This window comes from Brevundimonas subvibrioides ATCC 15264, from assembly GCF_000144605.1.
Classification (GTDB): Bacteria; Pseudomonadota; Alphaproteobacteria; order Caulobacterales; family Caulobacteraceae; genus Brevundimonas; species Brevundimonas subvibrioides.
The window spans coordinates 1,059,095-1,079,419 of sequence record NC_014375.1; the positions used below are offsets into that span (position 1 = coordinate 1,059,095).

General features: G+C 70.8%; 16 protein-coding genes and 1 riboswitch. Of the genes, 10 read left to right on the forward strand and 6 right to left on the reverse strand.

Annotated features, from left to right (window positions below):
• On the forward strand, positions 1–681 hold the full coding sequence (locus BRESU_RS05265) for a Fe2+-dependent dioxygenase (protein WP_013268473.1): 681 nt from the start codon (positions 1–3) through the stop codon (positions 679–681).
• 174 nt (positions 682–855) lie between these two features.
• On the opposite strand, the gene BRESU_RS05270 is transcribed toward BRESU_RS05265, so the two are convergent.
• Positions 856–2,877, reverse strand: a complete 2,022-nt coding sequence (locus BRESU_RS05270) for a TonB-dependent receptor (protein WP_013268474.1) — start codon at positions 2,875–2,877, stop codon at positions 856–858.
• Between the two features lie 5 nt (positions 2,878–2,882).
• Positions 2,883–4,292 (reverse strand): UDP-N-acetylmuramate--L-alanine ligase, encoded by a 1,410-nt coding sequence (locus tag BRESU_RS05275; RefSeq protein ID WP_013268475.1) that lies wholly within the window; start codon positions 4,290–4,292, stop codon positions 2,883–2,885.
• A 43-nt stretch (positions 4,293–4,335) separates the two neighbouring features.
• Between BRESU_RS05275 and BRESU_RS05280 the strand changes: the two genes are divergently transcribed.
• From BRESU_RS05280 to BRESU_RS05300, 5 genes are all read left to right on the forward strand, one after another.
• A complete protein-coding gene (locus BRESU_RS05280) occupies positions 4,336–5,157 on the forward strand; it encodes an LD-carboxypeptidase (protein ID WP_013268476.1) in 822 nt (273 codons plus the stop codon).
• Between the two features lie 311 nt (positions 5,158–5,468).
• Entirely contained in the window at positions 5,469–6,356 is an 888-nt protein-coding gene (locus tag BRESU_RS16840; protein ID WP_013268477.1) for an alpha/beta fold hydrolase, read from the forward strand.
• The gene (locus BRESU_RS05290) at positions 6,353–8,932 is read left to right on the forward strand and encodes a hypothetical protein (RefSeq protein ID WP_013268478.1); all 2,580 of its coding nucleotides are present in this window, start codon (positions 6,353–6,355) and stop codon (positions 8,930–8,932) included. Before BRESU_RS16840 ends, BRESU_RS05290 begins: the two co-directional genes overlap by 4 nt.
• The gene (locus BRESU_RS05295) at positions 8,929–9,915 is read left to right on the forward strand and encodes a protein-L-isoaspartate O-methyltransferase family protein (protein WP_013268479.1); all 987 of its coding nucleotides are present in this window, start codon (positions 8,929–8,931) and stop codon (positions 9,913–9,915) included. The genes BRESU_RS05290 and BRESU_RS05295 overlap by 4 nt, the downstream gene beginning before the upstream one ends.
• A 115-nt stretch (positions 9,916–10,030) precedes the next feature.
• Entirely contained in the window at positions 10,031–10,249 is a 219-nt protein-coding gene (locus BRESU_RS05300; RefSeq protein ID WP_013268480.1) for a DUF5961 family protein, read from the forward strand.
• 65 nt (positions 10,250–10,314) lie between these two features.
• Here the strand turns inward: BRESU_RS05300 and metB are convergent, their stop codons facing one another.
• The gene (gene metB, locus BRESU_RS05305; protein ID WP_013268481.1) at positions 10,315–11,508 is read right to left on the reverse strand and encodes a cystathionine gamma-synthase; all 1,194 of its coding nucleotides are present in this window, start codon (positions 11,506–11,508) and stop codon (positions 10,315–10,317) included.
• On the reverse strand, positions 11,505–12,542 hold the full coding sequence (metX, locus tag BRESU_RS05310) for a homoserine O-succinyltransferase MetX (RefSeq protein WP_013268482.1): 1,038 nt from the start codon (positions 12,540–12,542) through the stop codon (positions 11,505–11,507). The genes metB and metX overlap by 4 nt, the downstream gene beginning before the upstream one ends.
• Positions 12,543–12,620: 78 nt before the next feature.
• Positions 12,621–12,738: riboswitch (SAM riboswitch) on the reverse strand.
• Positions 12,739–13,171: 433 nt separating this feature from the next.
• Between metX and BRESU_RS05315 the strand changes: the two genes are divergently transcribed.
• Positions 13,172–14,908, forward strand: a complete 1,737-nt coding sequence (locus tag BRESU_RS05315; RefSeq protein ID WP_013268483.1) for an amino acid kinase family protein — start codon at positions 13,172–13,174, stop codon at positions 14,906–14,908.
• Positions 14,909–14,911: 3 nt separating this feature from the next.
• A complete protein-coding gene (gene thrB / locus BRESU_RS05320; protein WP_013268484.1) occupies positions 14,912–15,850 on the forward strand; it encodes a homoserine kinase in 939 nt (312 codons plus the stop codon).
• 78 nt (positions 15,851–15,928) lie between these two features.
• Here the strand turns inward: thrB and BRESU_RS05325 are convergent, their stop codons facing one another.
• Positions 15,929–16,255 (reverse strand): endonuclease domain-containing protein, encoded by a 327-nt coding sequence (locus BRESU_RS05325; RefSeq protein ID WP_050762539.1) that lies wholly within the window; start codon positions 16,253–16,255, stop codon positions 15,929–15,931.
• 403 nt (positions 16,256–16,658) lie between these two features.
• A complete protein-coding gene (thrC, locus tag BRESU_RS05330) occupies positions 16,659–18,059 on the reverse strand; it encodes a threonine synthase (RefSeq protein ID WP_013268486.1) in 1,401 nt (466 codons plus the stop codon).
• 238 nt (positions 18,060–18,297) lie between these two features.
• On the opposite strand from thrC, the gene dusA reads away from it, so the two are divergent.
• On the forward strand, positions 18,298–19,323 hold the full coding sequence (dusA, locus tag BRESU_RS05335) for a tRNA dihydrouridine(20/20a) synthase DusA (RefSeq protein WP_013268487.1): 1,026 nt from the start codon (positions 18,298–18,300) through the stop codon (positions 19,321–19,323).
• 38 nt (positions 19,324–19,361) lie between these two features.
• Positions 19,362–20,063: a hypothetical protein gene (locus BRESU_RS05340; RefSeq protein WP_013268488.1), complete on the forward strand. Its 702-nt coding sequence runs from the start codon at positions 19,362–19,364 to the stop codon at positions 20,061–20,063.
• Positions 20,064–20,325 lie beyond the last annotated feature (262 nt).

Consider the following 20,325-nt stretch of genomic DNA (forward strand, 5'->3'; position numbering starts at 1 on the left):
TTGCTGCTCCACATCCCCGAGGTCTTTTCGAAGGACGAGGTCGCCCGCCTGCGGGCGATCCTGGACGCCGGTCCCTGGGCCGACGGCAATGCGACCTCGGGGCATCAGTCGGCACGGGCCAAGGACAACACCCAGCTGCCGCAGGACAGCGAGGCCGCGCGGGAGGTCGGGGCGATCGTCGAACAGGCCCTGGCCGCGAACGCGATGTTCGTCTCCGCCGCCCTGCCGCACACGGTCTTTCCCCCGCTGTTCAACCGCTACGAGGGCGGTCAGGCGTTCGCGGCCCATGTCGACAATGCCATTCGCGTGCACCCCTCTGGCCTGCGCATCCGCTCGGATCTGTCGGCGACGCTGTTCCTGTCGGAGCCCGGGGATTACGACGGCGGCGAGCTGGTCATCGAGGACCTCTATGGCCCGCAGAGCGTCAAGCTGCCGGCCGGGGACATGGTGCTGTACCCGTCCAGGAGCCTGCACCGGGTCACGCCGGTGACGCGGGGCGCAAGAGTGTCGAGCTTCTTCTGGATCCAGAGCCTCGTGAAGGACGACGCGGCGCGCGAGACCCTGTTCCAGCTGGACGTGGCGACGCAGCGCGTGGCGGTGGGCGGCGGACCTTCCGATCAGGCCGTGCTGGAACTGACCGGCGTCTATCACAACCTGCTGCGGCGGTGGACCGAAGTCTAGCGGGCCGCAGGACTGTTGCCACCCGGCAGGTTCATCACAGCGGCCACAGCGAAGTCACGGCGGGCACGACGAAACCGTGCGCGAGCCATCGGCGCTCTCGTCGTGTTCGCTGTGGCTCGCCGTGCTCGCTGTGATGAACCGTCTTGCCTGCGCGACGTCGCGCGGGCGACGCGGTTACCAGCTCAACGTCAGCCCGGCCCGCAGGGTGCGCGGCGGGCCAAAGCCCTCGATGCCGTCGCCGGTTTCGGACACCTCGACGTCCTGGTCGAACAGGTTGTCGGCGGCGGCGTAGACGACCACCCCGTCGCGCACCCGGTATTCGGCCCGGGCATCGGCGGTGATCGCCGCGTCCAGCGTCCGGCTGTTGAGATCGTCCTCGAACCGGGCGCTTTCATAGCGAACCCGCCCGATCAGGCTCAGCCGGTCGGTCGCGCGCCAGTCGGCTCCGGCCGTGGCGCTCCATTCCGGGGCCTGGGCCGGGCGCAGGCCGGTCAGCTGGGCCGCCGCGCTGCCGCCGTCGACCTCGGCGTCGGTCCAGGACAGGGCCCCGTCCAGAGAGACCCGCTCGCCCAGTCGGTGCTCGGCGGTCAGCTCCAGACCCGTGGCATCGATCGTGCCCGCGTTCTGGCGCTGGCGCAGCACGCCGCCGGCCGGGACGAACCCCGCGCGGGGGAAGGTCCCGGGGCCGGTGCCGATGGTGACGTTGACGATGGCGTCCTCGATCCGGTTCCAGAAGACCGTGCCGGTGAGCGTGGTCGCCGGACCCTGCCAGGACAGGCCGGTCTCGAGGCCCTGCAGCGTCTCGGGCACGAGGCCGGCATTGGCTTCGGTCAGGTCGTTGCCGACGCGGAACGGCCGGTGCAGTTCGTTCAGGGTCGCGGGCCGGAAGCCGGAATAGGCGGCGGCGCGGGCGGCGAGGCCCGAGGCCAGCTCGCGGCGGACCGCAAGGCGCGCGCTGACGACCTCGCCCGAGCGATCGGGATCGGTCTCGTCCAGGGTGGCCAGACCGGTGGCGCGGTCCCGCTCGAGACGGCGACCGTCCGAATTGCTCCAGCCGTCGACCCTCAGCCCCCCGGCGACCAACCACGGTCCGGCGGTCCACGACCCCTCGCCATAGGCCCCGATCACCGACGTCCTGCCGCCCGCGACGCGGTCGCGCGTGAAGGCTCCGGCCATGTAGCGGAACAGTTCCCGGGTCTCGCCCTCGGTGAAGCGGGCGTCGGCCCCCAGCTCCCACTCCAGCGATCCGCCGCCCAGGGGCACGGCCGTGCGACGGACCGCGAGATTGGCTCCCCAGCCCTCGGCCGGGGTCGCGAACTGGTTGTTGGCCGGCGTGGTGCCCGAGCGGTCGGCGGCCACGGCGGCCGAGGTGTTGGCGAAGTCGCTCTCGCGCCGCCAGACCTGGGCGCGCCAGCCCAGGCGGTCGGCGGACGGGGTGCGCGACAGGGTGGCGGCATAGCTCTGGCCCGTCGCCGAAGAACGCGCGCCCAGCAGGCCCGCCCCGCGATCCTCCTCATAGGCCGAGGCGCGCAGCGACAGGGCGGTGGCGTCGGTCAGGGCGACATCGGCCCGGATGGCGCCGGACAGGGTGGCGAGGTCCAGCGGCACGTCGGCCGCTCCGGCCCGGGGTCCCCGGACCGGCACATAGCCGTCCGACAGCTCGCGCTGCACCGTCCCGGTCAGGGCCAGCCGCCCCGTGCTCAGCGTGGTGGCCGCCGCCAGCCTCTGGCCGCCGTATTCGCCGCCGGACAGGTCCAGCACCCCGCCGGTCGTCTCGCGCTCGCGCAGGGCGATGACCCCGGTCAGGGCCCCGGCGCCGTAGGGACCCGCTCCCGCACCGCGCACGATGTCGAGGCCGGACAGGCTTTCGGTCGGCACCTGCGACCAGAGCACCCAGCCCCCGAACGGATCGTTCAGCGGCACGCCGTCCAGCGTCACCAGCGTCCGCCCGGCCCCCGACGGGGCGATAGCGCGCAGCGAGATTCCCTGCGTCGTCGGATTGGCGGCGAGGCTGGAGGTGCGACGGAACAGGCTGACGGCCGGCACGGTGGCCAGGGCCTCGTCCAGGCGTGTGGCGCGCTCCAGCCGGTCCGGATCCAGCCGGATGACCGAAAACGCGGCCTCCCCGGCGGCGGGGGGGAGGCGCGCGGCGGTAACGACCACGTCGGCGAGGGGGGCGGGGGCGTCCTGAAGCATCCGGCCTAAGCGCGCAGCCTGTCCAGAAGCTCCGCCGCAAACTGCGACAGGGTGTCGTCCCTCGCGCCCATGACGATGATCCGGTCGCCGGGGCGGGCCAGGTCGATCAGCCGGTCGCCGCAGGCCGCGCGGTCGGACAGCGCCTCGGCCGTCCGCCCGGCCGCGCGGACGCCCGCGGCGATGTCCTCCGACCCGACGCTGCGGTCGGTCGTGCCGCCGTAGTAGACGGGCTCGGGCATCAGCAGCACGTCGTCGGGCCGCAGGAGGCCGGCGAAGGTATCGATGAACTCGGCCTTCATCAGCTTCAGCGGTCCGAAACCGTGCGGCTGGAACAGGATCAGCAGCCGCCCGTCGAAGGCGTGCAGGGTCTTGACCGTGGCGGCGATCTTGTCGGGGTTGTGGGCGAAGTCGTCGATGACGGTGACGCCGTTCGCCGCGCCGACGACCTCCATCCGGCGCCGGATCCCGGCGAAGGTTTCCAGCGATGCGACCGCCTGGTCCAGCGGCACGCCCAGGGCCCGGACGGCCCCCAGCGCGGCCAGGGCGTTGGCGACATTGTGCGCGCCGGGCACGTTCAGGGTGGCCGCGATCCGCGCGCCGCCGGCCCGTTCGGTCAGGGCGAAGGTCATGCCGGTCGGCAGGGGGACCAGGTCGTGGGCCGACAGGTCCGCCGCGTCGTTGCCGAGCGCGAAGGTCAGGACCGCCTCGCCCCGGCCGTCGTCGACCAAGCCTTGCGCCAGCGCCGCCGTCTCGGGGTTGTCGAGGTTCAGCACCGCCGTTTGCGCCCGGCCGGTGAAGCCGCCGAACAGGTCGCGCAGCTCCTCCATCGACTTGTGGTCCAGCGAGATGTTGGACACCACGGCCACGCTCGGATCGTAGCGGGCGATGGAGCCGTCGGACTCGTCCACCTCGGCCACGAACAGGTCGGGGGAGCCGACGAGGGCGCTGGCGAACGGATGGTCGGCGTCGGCGAAGTTGCGCATCACCGCGCCGTTCATGACGGTGGGGTCGCGGCCGGCCTGCTGAAGGATCCAGGCGATCATGCCGGTGATGGTGGACTTGCCGCTGGTGCCCGCGACCCCGACCGAGGTCGGCGCGGCGTTGAAGATGCAGCTCAGCAGTTCGGGCCGGGTGACGATGGTCGCGCCCAGCCGTTTCGCCGCCCCGATGTCGGGCACCGTGTCCTCGACCGCACCGGTGGCGACGACGGTCATGTCCGCCCGGATCCCCGATCCGTCCTGCGGATGCAGGGTGACGCCGTGGGCGCGCAACCAGTCGAACTTCTCGGGCGTCCGCCCCTGGTCCAGCGCCCGGTCCGACCCCTCGATCGCGGTCCCCTGCGCCTGGACGATCATCGCCAGGGGCAGCATGCCGGAGCCACCGATGCCGCAGAAGAAATAGGATGGTTCGCTCATTGTCCGGTGACTAAAGTGGAGACGAGCGGGAGGCTACAGCAGAATGAAGATCGGTATCGTCGCGGTCTCCTCGCGCTTCGCCCGCGACCGGGCCCTGGCCATCGAGGCCTGGATGGAGGCGCACTTTCCGAAGCGGGAGGTGGCGGTCGTCATCCATCCCTCGTCGCTGAAGAAGTCCGGCCATTTCAGCGGGGATGACGAAACCCGGGCCGCCGCCTTCGTCGAGTACGCCAATGACCCGAAGATCGACGCCGTCTGGTTCGCGCGGGGCGGCTACGGCTCGTGCCGGATCGCCGAGGCGGTGCTGCCGCAGCTGACCGAGGTGGCGCGGAACAAGCGGTATCTGGGCTATTCCGACGTCGGGTCGCTGCTGGCCACGCTGTACAAGGCCGGCTTCCCGCATCTGGCGCACGGGCCGATGGCGTCGGACGCGGTGCGCTACGACGAGACGGCCATGCGCGCCCTGAACTGGCTGCGGAAGGGCTCCTCGTCGTCGTGGGAGCCGTCGCTGCACGACGATCCACGTCCGGCCGTGGCCTTCAACCTGACGGTGCTGGACCAGTTGCTGGGCACGCCGCTGGAGCCGGACCTGAGCGACCATGTCCTGATGCTCGAGGACGTGTCGGAGGCCGCCTACAGCATCGACCGGATGATGTTCCACCTGACCTCGACCCCCTCGATCCGGCGCGTGGCGGGCATCCGCGCCGGGCGGTTCACCGACGTGACGCCGAACGTGCCGGACTTCGGCATGACGGGCGAGCAGATCGTCGAATACTGGTGCGAACGATCCGGCATCCCCTACCTGGGGACCGCCGACATCGCCCATGACGGGGACAACAAGGTCGTGCCGTTCGGGGCGAGATAATCCTCCCCCGTCGGGGGAGGGGGACCGCAGCGCCCTTGCGCTGGGGTGGAGGGGGCAGGCCACGAATGATGGCGTGTGGGTGGGCCCCCTCCGTCACGTCGCGAAGCCGCGCCGCGCCTTGAGGATCGGCTCGTATACGAGCCGACCGCAAGCCCCCCATGGGGGAGGATTAGTGCCGTTCGGGCCACGCCGTTAACCCAGTCGCTCTCGCGTGCGGCGAACCCGGTCGACAGCGAACGCCGGTCCGGGTCAGATGCCCGTCGATGGGGCGTAACGGTCTGACAACCCTGCCGGCATGGACACGGGCGGCCATGGTCGGCGTGTTGGGTGTCGCCGTTCTCGCAAGCGCGACGGCCGTGTCGGGGGACGCGGTCGAGGCGGCGGAGAGCCGCAGCTTCATCACTTCCGACGGGGCCCGTCTTCACTATCTGGAGGCGGGCCCTGCGGAAGCCCGGACCGTTCTGTTCGTGCCCGGGTGGACCATGCCGGGCTGGATCTTTCAGGCCCAGATCGACGCCCTATCGGACCGGTTTCACGTCCTTGCGCTGGATCCGCGCGGCCAGGGCGAGAGCGAGGTCACCCGCTTCGGCTATACCCATGAACGCCGCGGACGCGACATCGGCGAGCTGATCGACCACGCCGCGACCGGGCGGATCGTTCTGGTCGGCTGGTCGCTGGGCGTGCTGGATACGCTGGCCTGGGTCGCGGGCGCGGGCGACGACCGTCTCGCCGGCCTCGTGCTGATCGACAATTCCATCGGCGAGGAACCCGCGCCGCGCGCCGCCGGGGGAGACCGCCCCGCCGGGCCGGCGGTCCTGACGGAGACCGAGCGCCACGATCGCCGGGCCGCCTTCGTCGCCTCGATGTTCGCCCGTGATCCCGGGGACGACTATCGCGCCCGGCTGACCGATCAGGCCCTGAGGATGGCGCCCGAGGACGAGCGTCGCCTGCTGGCCTATGACGTGCCGCGCGAATACTGGCGGGCGGCCGTCCATTCGACCGACCGGCCGGTGCTGTACGTCGTGCGACCCCGCTGGCGCGAGCAGGGTGAAAACCTCGTCCGCAGCCATGCCGATGCGCGCATGGACGTGTTCGAGGACGCGGGTCATGCCCTGTTCGTGGACGAGGCGGAGCGGTTCAACCGCCTGCTGACCGACTTCCTCGACGGCCCGGTCGCGGCGCGCGAGACGGTCCATTGACCGCGCCCGCCGAACGCACCCGCGCGGCCCTGATCCCGCTGTTCCTGATCGCCCTCGGTGTGGTCGGGATCGAGAATGCCCTGACCCGCTACTTCGCCGTCGCGAAATGGTCCGAGTACGGATACTGGATCATCTCCATCGTCCTGGCCGGGTTCGCCCTGTCTGGCGTCGTCGTGGCCCTGCTGCGCGACACCGTCCAGCGCCACGGCGTGCTGCTGCGGGCGATCCTGCCGGGGGCCATGACCCTGGCGGCCGCGCTCGGCTATCAGTGGGTGACGCAGAACCCCTTCAATCCGCTGCAGCTGCAGAACCCGACGACCTGGCCCGATCAGGTGCGCAACATCGGGATGTACTACGCCGCCCTGCTGCCCTTCTTCTTCCTGGCGGGTCTCTACATCAGCCTGATCTTCGTCCTGAACCCGCGCGAGATCGGCCGGGTCTATGGCTACGACCTGATCGGCGCCGGGGTCGGGTCGGCGGTGGCGCTGGGGCTGATGTTCGTGGTGCATCCCTTCCTGCTGGCCCCGGTGCTTCTGATCCCGCTGGCGATGTCGGTCCTGTTCCAGCCCGGCCGCCTGAGTTGGCTGGGCGGGGGTCTGGCGGGCGCGGCGCTGGTGGCGGGCGAGGCGATCCTGTTCCTCGGCGCCCCGCCGGCCTTCTCGGAGTTCAAGGCCATCTATGCGCCGCTGAACACACCCGGCGCGGTGGTCGTCGCCGAGATCCGCCAGCCGCGCGGCCACTATCTGCTGCTCGACGACTTCACCGAGCGGGTGGACGCCGACGTGTCCAACAACGCCGGCATGATGGGCGTTGCGGGGCCGCCCAAGACCTATGGCCTGTACCGCGACGGCAACCGCATCGCCTCCCTGCCGATGGCGGGCCCCCTCGACGCCGCCTATGCGCCCAGCGCCCTGTCGGCCGCACCCTATGTGATCCGTCCGGGCGCGGACGTCCTGCTGGTCGGCCTCTCCGGCGGCTATCGCGTGGCCGAGGCCCTGACGCTGGGCGCGGCCCGTGTCGACGGGGTCGAGAGCGAACCCGTGCTGCGCGACGCCCTGGTGCGCGGGCTGGGCCCGTCACCCGCCCTGGCGCGCGACCCGCGCGTGCGCCTGCTGGAGGGCGGGCCGATCAATGCGGCCTGGCGCGCAGGGCGGGGCAGCTATGACATCGTCGACGTCTCGGCCGACTTCGTCGACGCCGCCCCGGCCAACGTCACCGGCGTCACGGTGGAGGCGATGGAGGCCTATCTGGCGGCGCTGAAGCCGGGCGGGGCGGTGTCGATCTCGGTCTCCATCCGCGACTTCCCGGTCTATGCCCTGCGGGTGCTTGCGACCGCGCGTGAGGCCTTGCGGGGGCAGGGCGTCGCCGATCCGTCCGCCCATGTCATGGTCTATCGCTCGGCCTGGAACGCGCGGATCCTGATCAGCCCGACGCCGTGGTCGGCGGCCGACATCGCCGCGCTCCAGGCCTTCTGTGCCGCCCGGTCGTTCGACGTGTCCTGGCATCCCGGTCTGGACGTCACCGCCGCCCGCGCGCGCCTGTTCAACGACCTGCCCAGCGTCTCGTTCGAGAGCGGGGAGATGACGTCGAACGGTCCCGACGACGCCATCGCCAACGAGGTAGCGGCGGTGCTGGCCGGCCGCGCCTCGCCGTCGTCGGAGGCCTTCCACATCCGCCCGGCGACGCTGGACCGCCCGGCCTTCTATTCGTCGCTGATGCTGGAGCACCCCGGCACGCTGATCCGCCGGCTGGAGGTCCTGCCCCAGGCCGAGATCGGCGCGCTGGTGAACCTGGCCGTTCTGGCCCAGGCCATCGTGATCGCCCTGCTGGTCCTGGCCACGCCGGCCCTGTTCCGTCGCCGCGCGGGCGGGGTGAAGGAGCCCCGGCGCCTGTGGCCCGCGCTCTATTTCCCCGCGCTGGGTCTCGGCTTCCTGTTCATCGAGATCCTGCTGATCGACCGGGCGGCCTTCTACCTGAACGACTATTCGTCGGCCTTCGCCATCGTCCTGACCTCGATGCTGATCTTCTCCGGCCTCGGCAGCATGATCGCCGGCCGATGCGCGCGGATGCCCAAGGCGGCCTCGGCCATCGCCCTGATCGTCGTCCTGGCCTGGATCGGCGCCATGCTGATGGGGGCCGAAGACTTCATGATGCGGACGCTGGATCAGTCCTGGGCCGTCAGGGCCGGACTGGTGGCGCTGGCTGCCGCGCCCGTGTCGCTGGCGCTGGGCCTGCCGTTCCCGCTGGGCCTGATCCAGGTCGGCGACGGCCGGGCCCTGCCGTGGGCCTGGGGGCTGAACGGGGCCTTCTCGGTCGTCGCCACGCCGCTGGCCAATCTGATGAGCCGCGACATCGGCTTTTCGTCCCTGCTGATCGTGGCGGCCGGCCTCTATGCCCTGGCCTTCCTCGTCCTGCCGGTCGCCGCGACCCGGGCGCGCACCGTGCCCCTGTTCGAGCCGGCCTTGCCGCAGGACCCGTTCGCCGGCCTGCCCGAGCCCGCACCCGCCCGCCTCGACCCCTTTCCGGACACAGACCGTCCGCCTCCCGTCAGCCAGAGCCAGACGAGCCCCGCATGACCCAGCTGAACCGCCGCACCCTGCTGACCGCCGCAGCGGGCACCGCCCTGACCACGCTGGCCGCCTGCGACGAGGCCACGATGACGTCCATCCAGGCGCGCCTGAATCCGACGCAGGCGGCCGGGGGATCGGGCGTCGCCGCCAATGCCCCGACCCAGGCCGCCGCCGCCGAGGCCTCAGCCGTGTCGCAGACGGTCCGGATGCCGGGCGAGCCCTGGACCTTCGCCCGCTTCAATGCGGCGATGGAGGCTTCCAGGCGCCCCCACACCCTGACCGAGGCCCAGTTCACCGAGATCCAGGCGCGCAAACCCGCCGCCATCGAGCGCATCAGGACCTACCTCGACGGGCGGTTCGGCGCGGCCGATCCGAACGTGGTCCAGGCCTTCGAAAGCGTGCCGCGCGACTATTTCCACTACGCCTATGCCGCCGGGGCCTCGACCGCTTACCAGGCCTATGAGGCCAACCCCAAGCCCTGGGCCATCGGCCACGGGAGTGTCCTCTCAGACTATCTGGGCCAGGCCTATATGACCCAGCTGGCGGCCCCCAAGCCGACCGATGTGACGCTGGAGATCGGGACCGGATCGGGCTTCCAGTCGTCCCTGCTCAGCCGCATCGTCCGCGACGCCTATACGATCGAGATCATCGAGCCGATCGGCCGGGCGGTGGACCAGATCTTCGCGCCGCTCGGCTACGACAACGTCCACGGCAAGGTCGGCGACGGCTATTTCGGCTGGCCCGAGGTGACCGAGGGCTTCGACACCATCATGCTGACCTGCGTCGCCCAGTACGCCCCGCCCGAGCTGTTCCGCCAGCTCAAGCCGGGCGGCAAGCTGATCATCCCGATCGGCCAGCCGTTCCGCCGCGGGCAGGTGCTGTATGTCTACACCAAGGACGCCGATGGCCGGGTCCGCAGCCGCCGCGACGTCGGCGTGTTCTTCATCCCGATGACGGGCGCGATGCAGACCCAGGCCAGACCGGCCTAGCGGATGGCTGAAGCACGCGGGGCCAATGGCACCCTGACCGCCGGCGCGAGCGCTATTGAATCCATTTCCCCGGTGACGCGTTCAGCCTGTTCGGACCGCCGCTCAGGAAGCCCCGATGACCCAAGCCGCCCGTTACGTCGCCCATACCGAGTCCGGTCACTGCCATATTCTGGAAGCCCGCAGCTTCGAGGACGCGGCCCTGACCTTCGCCGAGGCCCACGCCCCCTGGGCCGAAGACGATGCTCTGCGCGTCATCGTCCAGGCCGAGGACGGCGGACCCGAGCATTGCTTCGTCATCCACCTCGACACCGAGGCGGTCGAAGCCTGCGGCTAGGCTGTAGGGGGTTTGGGCTGGAAGGTTTATCGCGGCCAGCACGGTGCATCCAGCGAACCACCGCCTCAGGCCGCCTCCGCCTTCGCTACCACCAGAGCATCGAGCGCCTGGACCAGGTCGGCGATCAGGTCGTCCTCGTGCTCCAGTCCGACCGACAGCCGCAGCAGGCCGTCGGTGATGCCGGCGACGACGCGGGCCTCGGGCGTCATGGCGGCATGGGTCATGGTCGCCGGGTGGGCGATCAGGCTTTCGACCCCGCCCAGCGACTCCGCCAGTGTGAAGGTGTCGAGCGTCTCGACCAGCCGGCGCACCGCGTCGACGCCTCCGGCCAGCTCGAAGCTCAGCATGGCCCCCGGCCCCTGCTGCTGGCGCGCGGCCAGGGCGTGATTGGGGTGGGACGTCAGCCCCGGATAGTGGACCGCCGAGACGGCCGGGTGGGCCTCCAGCAGGGCGGCGACCTTGCCCGCCGTGGTCTGTTGCCGCTCGATCCGGGCGAACAGGGTGCGCACCCCGCGCAGGGTCAGATAGGCGTCGAACGGCGAGCCGGTGACGCCCAGACAGTTGGCCCACCAGGCCAGCTCGGCGTGATCCGCCGGATCGGCCGCGATCACCGCCCCGCCCACGACATCGGAATGGCCGTTGATGTATTTGGTGGTCGAGTGAACGACGATGTCGGCCCCCAGCTCGATCGGCCGCTGCAGGGCCGGGGACAGGAAGGTGTTGTCGGCCACCACCTTGGCCCCGACGCGGTGGGCGCGGGTGCAGATGTCGGCGATGTCGACGACGCGCAGCAGGGGGTTGGACGGGGTCTCGACTAGCAGCAGTTTCGGGTTCAGGGCCAGGGCCGCGTCCAGCGCGACCGGATCGCCCTGATCGACCCACAGCACCTCGAAATGCCCCTTTTTCGCGCGGGCGCACAGCAGCCGGTGGGTGCCGCCGTAGCAATCGTGCGGGGCGATCAGCAGGTCGCCGGGCTCCAGCAGGGTCAGGGGCAGGTCGACCGCCGCCATGCCCGTCGCCGTGACCACGCACCCCGCCCCGCCTTCCAGCTCGGCCAGGGTCTCGGCCAGGACGTCGCGCGTGGGATTGCCCGAGCGGCTGTAGTCGTATTTCCGCTTCTGCTCGAAGCCGGCGAACGAATAGTTCGACGACAGATACAGCGGCGGCATCACCGAGCCGTGGGCCGTGTCGGTATCGACGCCCGAGCGGGCGCAGGTGGTGCGGACGTCGTGGGGGCGTTTGCCGGTCGAGTGGCTCATTGGTCGATATCCTTCAGGGCGGCGCGGAGGATGGCGGCGACCGCCTCGTCCTCCTTCAGAAAGGCGTCGTGGCCGTACAGGGACGGGGCCTCGACCAGACGGAACAGGGAGGGCAGGCGGGCGGCCAGCTCGCGGATGTCGTCGATCGGCACCAGCCGGTCGGACGCGAACCCGACCAGGGTAACGGGGGTGCGGATGGCCTCGGGAGTCACCGCGTGGCGGTCGATCGAGTCCGACAGCGACAGCCAGCGCGCCGGGGTGGTGTGGGTGCGGTAGGCCTTGCCCCGCGCGGTCAGGTATTCGCACACCGGATAGGCCTGGCCGGCCGCGGCCGGGGCGGTGCTCTCGAACCGGTCGGCGAACTCCTCGGCGGTGCGATAGGTGGTCATGGCCAGTTCGCGGGCCAGGGCGACGCCGTCCTCGGGCCGACCGGCGGCCTCGGCCAGCTGCAGGATCCGGCGCTGGATGCCGCGCCAGGCGGTCGCCTGCGGATGCGCCCGGTGGGCGGCGGAGACGACGACCAGCTGCCGGGCGCGGTCGGGGAACAGTTCGGCGAAGGCCAGCCCGATCATGCCGCCATAGGAACAGCCGACGAAGGCCGAAACGACCGGGTCGCCGATCTGGTCCAGGATCAGACCCAGCAGCCGCGCCTGGTCGTGGGTGGTGATGGTCACGGGCCTCGAACCCTCCGCCGCCTCGGGCGCATAGTCGAAGGCCAGGACCTGGAACCGGCTGAGGTCGATGGGGCCGCGGATCGACACCGCGCCCGACCACCAGCCCAGGCCGTTGGTCTCCGTCCGGTGCACGAACCGTCCCGCCGAGATGCCGCCGGCGACGACGATCAGCGGCGCGCCGACCCGGCCGTGCAGCCGGCCGGTGATCCGGCCCTGACCCAGCCGCTCGCCCGAAGCGAGGCGGAAGTCGGCGGGAATGGCGACCGCGATGTCGGCGGCCTCGTTGCCGCGACCGGCCAGATACGCGACCCGGCGACAGAGGGGTTCGGTGGGGGAGAGGGTCTGGGTGTCGAAAGCCATGGTGTCGTCTGCATCGTCCCGCCCAGCAAGGCTCCGGATGCGATGACAGATCGTGGAGACGTCGCCTCGTCGACGCTCCACTCATCTCTCGCGGAACCGCCGAAACGGGTCCTCGCAGGAGTTGGCACCGTTCGGCTGGAAACCGATGGTTGCCCCGACGTCAAAGGGCCTATCCCTCGGTCGGTCTTGATGAGTGACATTACGTTGCGACCGCGAAGGCCGCCGGTCAAGAGAAAAAATCTGCCTCGTTCATTTCCGTTATAGGGGTAGAGAGGTCAAATGCGCCGTCGTTTGACGTCTGACGCAAAAAAGATGCGCAAGACGGGTTGACGGCCGCCCTCCGTCCAGACACCCTCAGACCAACGAATTTCAACAAGGTTTCGCCCGTGTCCCGTCTCGGCCGCCTCGCCGTTTCGACCTCCACCGCCGCTCTCGGGGCGCGGTCGATGACGCTCGCGACTCTCATTTCGACCACCACCGGTATGACCATCACCGGCCCCTCGCGGGCGGGAACAGGTTAGCGCACGGGGATCGAAAGACCTTCAGCCAACCCAGACCCGCCCGGCCCCGGCCAGGCGGGTTTTCCTTTGCCCGATCACCCAGATTCAGAACCCGAACGGACCACCCCGATGCCCAACGCCCCCCACCTTGCCGTCGTCGAAAAACCGAAGCCAGACCCCGCGCCCGCCACCGAGGTCGTGGTGCTGAAGTTTGGCTCCTCCATCCTCCAGGACCGGTCCTGCGCCCCCGCCGTCGCCTCCGAGGTCTATGGCCACGTCCGGGCGGGCCGGAAGGTGATCGCGGTGGTCTCGGCGCTCGGCGGGCACACCGACCGGCTGCTGGCCGAGGCGCGCGAGCTGGGGCTGGATCACGAGAACGACCTGCTGCCCGCCTATGTGGCGCTGGGCGAGGAGAAGGCCGCGGCCCTGGTGGCCATCGCCTGCGACCGGATCGGGCTGGACGCCTCGGCCCTGTCGGTGCGCGAACTGGGCATCGTGGCCGAGGGACCGTCGGAGCACGCCCATCCCGTCTCGCTCCGCAGCGAGGCGTTGAGGAAGGCGCTGGCGGATCATCAGGTCGTGGTGGTGCCCGGCTTCGGCGCGGTGGGATCGAGCGGCAAGGTCGTGCTTCTGGGACGGGGCGGATCGGATCTGACGGCGGTCTTCCTGGCCGCCGAGCTGGGCCTGAAGCGCGTCCGGCTGGTGAAGGACGTGGACGGACTGTACGACCGCGACCCCGCCTCGGCCTCGGGCAAACCGCTGCGCTACCGCCGCGCCAGCTGGGACGACGCCCGCCGCCACGGCGGAGCCCTGGTCCAGCACGACGCCATCGATCTGGGTCAGGAGCGCCTGGTCGAGATCGAGGTCGCCGCCCTCGGGCGCGCCGACTGCACGGTGGTCGGCGACGCCTCGGCCCCCCCCGGGCCGTCCGTCCCCGACGCCCCGCTGAAGGTCGCCATCGCCGGCTGCGGCGTGGTCGGCGGCGGGCTGCTGGCGCGGCTGCAGAAGGACGCGCGCTTCCAGGTCGTGGGGGTGCTGGTCCGCGATCCGTCCAAGCCCCGCGACGTGGAGGCCCCCGCAGACCTGTTCACGTCGGATCGCGAGGCCCTGCTGGCGCTCAAGCCCGACATCCTGCTGGAGGCCCTGTCCGAGGGGGGGGCCGGCCACGACCTGATCCGGTGCGCCCTCGAACGCGGCATCGACGTGGCCAGCGCCAACAAACAGGCCATCAGCCGCGATCCCCAGGGTCTGGCCGACGCCGCCCGCGCCCATGGATCCCGTCTGGCCTATTCCGCCGCGGTCGGGGGTGGCGCGCCCATGATCGAGACCCTGCGCGCGGCCAAATCCGCCGGCCCGGTCAAGGGGTTCGAGGCGGTGCTGAACGGCACGGTCAACTTCATGCTGACCCGGCTGCAGGCCGGGGCCGATTTCGCCGACGCCCTGGCCGACGCCCGCGTCGCGGGCTTCGCCGAGGAGGACCCGTCGTCCGATCTGGAGGGCCGCGACTCGGCCGCCAAGGTCCGCCTGCTGGCCTTCGAGGCTTTCGGCCGGACGCCGGCCGAGGCCGACGTGCCCTGCGCCGTCCTGTCCGACGCCTTCCATCCGGCCGGGCCGGTGCGTCAGATCGGGGCGTGCTTCAAGGAAGGCGACGGGCTGAAGGCGTCGGTTTCACTTGACGTCGGGCTGGATGATCCGTTCTTCCAGGCCCTGGATGGGGAGCGCAACGGCTTGAAGGTCTATGGCGAGGACGGGCGGGTCTGGTCGTGCAAGGGGCGCGGCGCCGGCCGCTGGCCGACGACCGAAAGCGTGCTGGCCGACCTCGCCGACATCGTGCGGGCGCGGCATGCGTCGCTGGGGCATCACTAGCCCTTGGCCGTCTTCACTCCGGTTTCGGACGATCAGGCGCGGGCGTTTCTGAACGCGTACGAGCTGGGCACCTTCCGCTCGCTCCACCCGATCGCCGAGGGCGTGGAGAACACCAACTACCGGCTGGAGACCGAGGGGGCCGTCCACGTCCTGACTTTGTTCGAGGCGCGCACCGATGCGGCCTCCCTGCCGTTCTGCCTCGGCCTGACCGACCACCTGGCGGGCCGGGCGTTTCCGGCCCCCCGGCCGGTGCGAAACCGCGACGGCGACTGGGTCGGGACGCTGAACGGACGCCCGGCGGCGGTGATCGAATGGCTGTCGGGAGCGTGGCTGCGCGACCCGTCACCCACCGAGGTCGAGGCGGCCGGGGCCATGCTGGCGCGCCTGCATCTGCAGGCCGACGGGTTCGCGGTCGAACGCGCCAATCCCGTCGGTCCGGTCATCTGGCGCGCCCTCGCCGATCGCTGCCAGAGCGCGGCGACCGGCGAGGACCGGGCGATCCTGGACGGCGTCGAGGACACCCTGTCGCGCCTCGGTGATCCGTGGACGGACGATCTGCCGCGCGGACCCATCCATGCCGACTATTTCCCCGACAATGTGCTGTTTGAGGACGGTGCCGTCTCGGGCGTCATCGACTTCTATTTCGGCTGCACCGACCTGTTGGTCTACGACCTCGCCATCGCCCTCAGCGCCTGGGGTTTCGACGGCGCGGGCACGCCGATACCGGGCGCGGTCGAGGCCTTCCGGCGCGGTTACGAGGCCGTCCGTCCCCTGACGCCGCCTGAGGCGGCCGCCCTGCCGCGCCTGGGCGAAGCCGCCGCCATCCGCTTCACCCTGACCCGCCTGCACGACCGCATCTTCCACGACCCCACCAAGCTGGTGACACCGAAGGATCCGGGGGCCTTCTTCAGGCGGGCGGCGTGGTGGCGGGAGACGGCGTAACAACCGCGTCTCCTCCCCGTTCGCGCTTGCGAATGGGGAGGGGGACCGCCCGCCGCTTGGCGGGGGGTGGAGGGGCTCTTAAAGCCGCACCCGCTCCTCGGCATTCGTCCTGACCCAGCCCAGCACGCCCTCCAGATCGGTGCGCACCCGCTCGGCGGCGATGCGCAGCACCGCGATGCCTTGCTTGGCTAGCCATGCCGTCCGGGCCTCATCCTTCTCGAACTGCTCCGGATCGGCATGATGTTGGCCATCCACCTCGACCGCCACCCGAGCCTCAGGACAATAGAAGTCGAGGACGTACGGCCCCACCGGGGGCTGGCGGCGAAACTTCAGGCCTCCCAGCGCCCGCCGCCGCAAGTACATCCACAGCCGCGCCTCCGGCGGCGTCAGCGTCCGACGAAGCATTCGCGCCCGGCTCACGGCGCCCTGCGTCGTGAAGAGCCCCTCCGTCTCTCCGCTTCGCTCCGAGCCACCTCCCCACCGCTGGGCGTCGGGGAGGAGACAGGTTAATATCGGGCCTTTCGAAATGTCGGCCAAGCCCAAAGCCGATCCCGGCCGCATCCGAAGCAGGTCCGGCTAGGAAGTTCGAACCTCGGTTTGCCGCGACCCCAACTCGCCATCCTTGAAGCAAACTCTTCGTTCTCAAGCAGCTTCTTGCCGCACGTCCGGTGACGCACTTCGCTGGCAAAGACACCACTCAACAGGAACGCCGCCATCCCGACGAACCGGGCCCAGACCGGGATGTCCGAAGCCCAGAGGCCTGCTAGGCCCAGCCCTATACCGATGAGCCAGACCGCGCAGGCGACGATCATCCGAACCCCCGCACCGCCGCCAGCGCTTCGGCCGCATCCGCCCCGATCACCTCGAACCGTTCGGCCCGGTCGCCCAGGTCGCGGATGACCTTCGGCGGGTCCGGGTCGAAGCCGAGAACCGGGGCGACGTCCTTGCCGAACTTGGCCGGGTGGGCGGTGGCGAGGGCGACGACGGGACCCGTCGCGCGATCGACGCCGCGCGCCGCCGACAGGGCTACGGCGGTGTGGGGGCAGACCACCTGGCCCCAGGTGGCGTGGGCGTGGGCGATCTGGGCCCGCGTGGTCGCTTCGTCGACTGAGACGGCCGAGACCTCGGCGCGGATCGCGGCCAGGAGGTCGGCGGGCAGGGTGACGGTGCCGTGCCGGGCGAAGTCCGAGAACAGGCCCCTGGTCAGGGCGGCGTCGCGCCCGGAGGCCTCGAACACCAGCCGCTCGAAGTTCGACGGGGCCTGCACATCCATGCTGACGCTGGCCGTCTCGACGGCGGCCTTGCGGGCATAGACCCCCTCATTGATGGCGCGGGCCAGGGCGTCGTTCGAGTTCACCGCCGCCACGAAGCCCGCGACGGGCAGGCCCATCTTCCGTGCGGCGATCCCGGCGAAGGCGTCACCGAAATTGCCTGTGGGCACGACGAAGACCGGCGGCCGCGTCTCGCCCATCGCCGCCAGCTGCGACACGGCCGAGACATAGTAGGGGATCTGTCCGGCCAGCCGGGCCCAGTTGATCGAGTTGACCGAGCTGAACCGCCCGTGGGCGCGCAGGGTCTCGTCCGCCAGCAGGCCCTTCACCAGCCTTTGGCAGTCGTCGAAATCCCCCCGCACGGCGAGGTTCAGCACATTGTCGGCCTCCACCGTCGTCATCTGGCGGCGCTGGACGGGGGACACCCGCTCGTGCGGATGCAGGACGATCAGGCGGATCCGGGGCTGGTTGGCGAAGGCGGCGACGGCGGCGGCGCCCGTGTCGCCGCTGGTCGCCGTGACCAGGGTCAGGGTCTCGCCCGACGCGGCCAGCGCCTCGGACGCCAGCGACGCGGCCAGCTGCATGGCCAGGTCCTTGAAGGCCGCCGTCGGGCCGTGGAACAGCTCGAGCAGATAGAGCCCGTCCTCCAGCCGGACCAGCGGCGTGACCTCGGCCGGGCCAAAACCGGCGACCAGCCGCTCCAGCGCCCGGTCCAGGGCTCCGGTGGGCAGGGCGTCGCCGATGAAGGGGGCCATGGCCGTCTGGGCGATCCCGGCATAGCCGCGCCCGGTGGTCCAGGCGTCGGGGCTCACCTTCGGCCAGGCGGCGGGCATGTAGAGGCCGCCGTCCGGGGCCATGCCGCGCAGCAGGGCCTCGGCGAAATCCGTCGCGGGCGCGCCACCGCGCGTGGAGACATAGGTATCGGGATGCTGGGCCATCGCTGTTCTGGTTAGCCAGCCCGGCGGGGTGCGTCATCCGATTTCTGGACGTTTGGCAGGCGGTACGTCCGATCCTGACGGAAGGGCGTGCTAGACACCCCTTTTCCGACACGCCAATCCGGACGGGTCGGACGGGTCGGACGGGTCGGACGGTGTTTTTCACGCTCGGTCGGGTACCGCCTCCCGTCGATCCTTCTCGACCCTGATTTTGCCTCCCACCTGCTCTAGACTGATCGCCATGACCGCCGCCCCCGCCCACCGCCTCTCGGTGGCCCCCATGATGGACTGGACCGACCGGCACTGCCGGGCCTTCCACCGTGCGCTGAGCACGCGCGCCCTGCTCTATACCGAGATGGTCACGGCCCCGGCGGTGCTGCACGGCGACCGCGAGCGGCTGCTGGGCTTCGATCCGGTCGAGCATCCCGTGGCCCTGCAGCTGGGCGGCTCGGACCCGGAGCAGTTGGCGCAGGCCGCCCGGATCGGCGCGGCCATGGGCTATGACGAGATCAACCTGAACGTCGGCTGCCCTTCGGACCGGGTCCAGTCGGGCCGGTTCGGGGCCTGTCTGATGAAGGAGCCGGAACTGGTCGCCGACTGCATGGCCGCCATCAAGGGGGCTGTGGATATCCCCGCCACGGTCAAATGCCGGATCGGGGTCGACGACCAGGACCCGGCGGTCAGCCTGTTCGCAACGGTCGACGCCTCCGCCGCGGTCGGGGTCACCACCTTCATCGTCCATGCGCGCAAGGCCTGGCTCAGCGGCCTGTCGCCCAAGGAGAACCGCGATGTGCCGCCGCTGGACTACGGACTGGTCCGCCGGCTGAAGCGCGAGCGTCCGCATCTGACGATCTGCATCAACGGCGGCATCGCCTCGCTGGACGCGGCCGAGGCCCATCTGGACGACACCGACGGCGTGGCCCTGGACGGCGTCATGCTGGGACGCGCCGCCTATCACGAACCCGCCCTGCTGGGTCAGGTCGATCGCCGGCTGTTCGGCGAGGGCACCGGCGACGTCGACCCCTTCGCCGCCGTCGAGCGCTACAAACCCTATCTGGCGGCGCGCCTGTCGGAGGGCTGGGGCCTGCACGCCATGACCCGGCACATGCTGGGGCTGATGCACGGCCGCCCGGGGGCCCGCGCCTTCCGCCGCATCCTGACCGTCGAGGCCATCCGGCCGGGCGCGGGGCTGGAGGTGGTCGATCGGGCCCTCGACGCGGTCCGCGAGGCCGAGGCCCGCCGCGAGCGGGTGGGCGAGGCGGCCTGAGGCCGGCATCAGGGTAAACTGTGCATTAAGCCTGTTCGATGCATCTGGGCCGTATGAAACGCGCCCTCCTGATCGCCCTGTCCCTGTCCTCGGCCCTGACCGCGCTCGCCGCCGGATCCGCGGAAGCCCAGGGTCGCGGCCGTTCGCCGATCACCGCGGCCCTGAACCTGGGCACGCCCGGCGTGGGCGTCGAGGCGCAGCTGTCGCTGGGCCCCGTCTTCGTCCTGCGCGGCGGCCTCGATACCCTGGGCGTCCAGTTCGACCAGAGCTACAGCGACGTGGACTACAAGGGCCGGTTCGACTTCGACACCGTGTCCGCCTTCGTCGACCTGCACCCCTTCGCCAACGCCTTCCTGATCTCGGGCGGGGTCTATGTCGGGGATCGCACGATCGACCTGAACGCCACCCCGACCGCCCCGGTCGAGATCGGCGGGGCGACCTTCACGCCGGCCCAGGTCGGGACGCTGAGCGGCCGGGTCAAGCTGTCGGATACCGCGCCCTTCCTCGGCATCGGCTATGACGACAGCTTCTATCGCGACCGCCGCTGGGGCTTCCGCGGCATCGTCGGCGTCGCCTACAGCGAGGACCCGCAGGTCGGCCTCGACTCGACGGGCGGCACCCTGTCGAACGACCCGATCTTCCGCGCCCGCCTCGATCAGGAGGCCGCCGACATTCAGGAAGATGCGAAGGACCGGGGCCTGTTTCCCGTCGTCCAGCTGGGGGCCACCGTCCGGTTCTAGGGGGGGACAGCGCGATCGCGGCAAATTGCTTCGCCGAGGGGTGCCGACGCGCATTGCCAATGCGGGGTCACCGCCATAGCGTCCGCGCATGTCCTCCACGGCCGCCGATCCTGCCAAGTCGTTCGAAACCCTGTCGGAAATCGACCGCGTCCTGCTGCGCGGGGCGGCCGTCGGACTGAGTTCGAAGCAGATGGCGCCCATGGTCTCGCGGTCGCCGCACACCATCGACGATCGCCTCAAGGCCCTGAAAAACAAGCTCGGG